The following is a 3,423-nucleotide window of genomic DNA, read 5'->3' as shown; positions in this document are numbered from 1 at the left end:
TTCCAAATGCTTCGCCCCTACTAACAACTGACAACTGACAATTCGTACATAGTTGTAAGATAGGAAAGATCAAGTAAGCTCTAAACATAGTTGCAGTTAGACGGTGAAATGATGGAAGTTCAAGAAATCAAAAAATTCCCTAAGCCCAGGAAACCAGACAGCGAATCCCAAAATTTTCAGCACGTCAAGATCCTTGACTGCAACGAACCAGTATGCAGGGTAATTTGTGAGTGTTGGCACTGCAAACAGGGGATATTATCTGAGGTAGACGTATCAACTTCACAGTATTTAGAGGTAGAATGCCCAAGTTGTGGGAAAACTGCCGTGAGGTTGATGGCAGAAAAGGTGATTTCCACTACACCTATCCCTTCACCCTGGCAAGGATGAGTGAATTTTAGATTTTAGATTTTGGATTTTGGATGATACTCTTGACGGTTGAGATGTGAACTTTTACAAGATTACGAGCAACCTAGATATGTAGGGGTAAAGCGCAATGCTAAACCCCTGCGTTTTACTAAGTTATCGCCATCACCCAAAAAATGTTAAATTAATAATTCTGTCTTTAAATTATTAATGTAAATGACTCGCTTTATACATGATCAATTTGCTAAACAATATCTAACGGAATTATTAACGCCTTATGGAGAAGTAGAAACCAGCAAAGATATTACCGCAGAAGTCAGACAAATAGACGTATTATTTATTCCTTCACCCCAACCAACACAAAGTCTAGAAACACTAGGAATACTGGGGAAAATGGTGACAAATTATGCAATATTTGAACCATTCCGTAATGCCGTCAGCAAAAGTGAAACTCGCAGTTGTATAGGTAAATTGTTTGACATTCATGCAGACCTAGAACGGCAAGCAAAACGTAATAATACGCGAATAAATGAAGCAGAATTAGCTCAATTATGGATTTTTACACCTACAGTATCATCAGAAATCCTAGAGATTTTTCATGGGACTCTGGATGAAACAAACTGGGGAAAAGGTATTTATTTCTTGCCAAAAGGATTTAAAACCGTAGTTGTGGCGATTCATCAACTACCGAGTACACCCGAAACACTATTTTTGAGGGTTTTAGGCAAAGGGAAAGTCCAAAGACAAGCAGTAGAAGAATTAGAAGCACTAGCCAATAATAGTCCGTTCCTTTCGGATATTATACAATTAGTACATAACCTAATTGCTGTGTTATCGGCTCGTCAGCGTCAAGAACAAGATATTGATAAAGATGATCAGGAGTTAATTATGAAATTATCGGAAATGTATCAACAACAATTAGAAGAACTGAAAAAACAAGGACTTCAAGAAGGACTTCAAGAAGGACGACAAAAAGGACGACAAGAAGGACGACAAGAAGGACAACAAGAAGGTATAGAAAGAGAACGACGCGCTATGATTGAAAGTATATTGCAAGTACGTTTTGGTGCAGTTGATTCACAGTTAGCAACAATTATCAACCCTCTAATTGCAATGTCCAGAGAAGAATTCACGCCTTTGCTTCTACAATTGTCTCGTGAGGAATTATTAGCTAGATTTGAGTGAATCTTACTAATTGTATTTGTGATATAGACTTAGCAAGCTGAAAAATATTTATTTAATGAACCAAGAAAATAATCAAGAAAAAAGTAATTTTGTCGGGAAAAAGGGGTAATTGTTTTGCAACCCCTGGACTTTACCGCTTTAACCGCCGCTTGTGGCGAAATCCGCGCTAATTGGTTGCCTGCACGCATAGAACAGGTATATCAGCGCGATCGCTTTACCATTGCCATTGCCTTACGCACCTTAAATCAACGGGGTTGGCTGGATATTTCCTGGCATCCCCAAGCCGCCCATATTTGTATTAGTGAACCACCACCACGCGCCCCAGATACTTTTACTTTTAGTCAACAGTTAAAACACCAATTGGGTGGGTTGGCCTTAGTAGGAATTGAAGCGATTTCCCCTTGGGAACGGGTAATTGATTTACAATTTGCCCGTCGTCCTGAAGAAACAGCCCTGTATCACCTCTATGCGGAAGTGATGGGCAAATATAGTAATGTGATTTTAACTGATGCTAGTAATGAAATTATCACTGCTGCCCATCAAGTTAGTCACCAACAATCTAGTGTTCGTCCGATTCAAACTGGACAAAATTACGAAACACCACCGAAACTGACGGGAAAAGTCCCTAATTTAAGCGAATCTCTAGAACGTTGGCAAGAACGGGTAAGTTTAGTCCCAGGGGGAATTAAACGCCAATTACTCAAAAGTTATAGTGGGTTAAGTTCGGCTTTGCTAGATACGATGCTGCTGACGGCAAATATCATCCCAGATACGAATACTGATGAACTTACTCCCCAAGATTGGCAAAATTTATTTCAAAGTTGGCAAGAATGGTTACAAGCTTTAGATTTAGGTAAATTCCAACCTGCTTGGACGGAAAATGGATATACGGTGATGGGTTGGGGTGGAGTTGCACCCACAAAGAATATCCAAGAGTTACTTTACCGTTATTATTCTGACCAACTGAACGAACAGTTATTTGTGCAACTGCGTCATCAATTAAGTCAGAAATTGTTGAATATTTTGGGTAAATTACGCACCAAAGCGAAAACTTTTAGCGATCGCCTGCAACAATCAGATCAAGCTGAAGAATATCGTCAAAAAGCTGACTTATTAATGGCTAACCTGCACCATTGGCAACCGGGAATGCAGGAAATTAGTTTACCAGATTTTGAAACCGAACAGCCAATTGCGATCGCTCTTTTGCCCGATAAAAACGCCGTCCAAAATGCCCAAAAGCTTTATAAACAGCACCAAAAACTCAAACGCGCCCGTGCGGCTGTTGAACCGCTACTATTTGCAGTTCAAGCAGAAATTGACTATCTCGAACAAGTAGAAGCCGCAATTTCGCAAATAGACAAATACCAAAATCCAGAAGATCTACAAGCCTTAGAAGAAATCCGTGATGAACTCATTGGGCAAAAATATCTAGAAAACTTAGAATACCGCAGCCGTAGCAGCAACGACACCCCCGGCACTAATTTTCATCGTTACCGCAGTCCGAGTGGCTTTGAAGTCCTCATTGGTCGCAATAATATTCAAAATGATCAACTGACATTCCGTGTCGCTGGAGACTATGATTTGTGGTTTCACGCCCAAGAAATTCCTGGGAGTCATGTTCTCCTGCGTCTAGAACCGGGTACAGTGGCGGAAGAAGCTGATTTACAATTTACGGCCAATCTAGCAGGTTATTTCAGTCGCGCCCGTCAAAGTGACCAAGTACCAGTAGTTTACACCCAACTCAAGCACGTCTACAAACCCAAAGGCACTAAACCAGGACTTGTGGTTTATAAACAAGAAACGATTATTTGGGGGAAACCGCAATTGGTTATTGGTCATTAGTCATTGGTCATTGGTCATTGGTCATTGGTCATT

Annotated in this window: 3 protein-coding genes; all 3 read left to right on the top strand. The window is 40.4% G+C overall.

Features of this window, described 5'->3' with window-relative positions; genetic code table 11:
• Positions 1-111 precede the first annotated feature (111 nt).
• The 3 genes from FJR06_RS24940 (at position 112) to FJR06_RS14880 (ending at position 3,390) form a co-directional block, all read left to right on the top strand.
• Positions 112-387 carry a hypothetical protein gene (locus tag FJR06_RS24940; RefSeq protein WP_015078677.1) on the top strand — a complete coding sequence of 92 codons (276 nt, stop codon included), beginning with the start codon at positions 112-114 and terminating at the stop codon, positions 385-387.
• 192 nt (positions 388-579) lie between these two features.
• Positions 580-1,548: a hypothetical protein gene (locus FJR06_RS14885; RefSeq protein WP_015078678.1), complete on the top strand. Its 969-nt coding sequence runs from the start codon at positions 580-582 to the stop codon at positions 1,546-1,548.
• Between the two features lie 114 nt (positions 1,549-1,662).
• Positions 1,663-3,390, top strand: coding sequence for an NFACT family protein (locus tag FJR06_RS14880; protein ID WP_168651714.1), 1,728 nt, complete (start codon positions 1,663-1,665; stop codon positions 3,388-3,390).
• The last annotated feature ends 33 nt before the right edge of the window (positions 3,391-3,423 follow it).

The sequence above is a fragment of the Dolichospermum sp. UHCC 0352 genome (assembly GCF_009711925.1).
Lineage (GTDB): Bacteria > Cyanobacteriota > Cyanobacteriia > Cyanobacteriales > Nostocaceae > Dolichospermum > Dolichospermum lemmermannii.
This window is presented reverse-complemented; position numbering and strand designations above follow the sequence as displayed.

What these genes read in the sequence shown, in the direction of transcription:
- FJR06_RS24940 (WP_015078677.1), top strand. Translation starts at nt 112, where the DNA reads ATGGAAGTTCAAGAAATCAAAAAATTCCCTAAGCCCAGGAAACCAGAC.
- FJR06_RS14885 (WP_015078678.1), top strand. Translation starts at nt 580, where the DNA reads ATGACTCGCTTTATACATGATCAATTTGCTAAACAATATCTAACGGAA.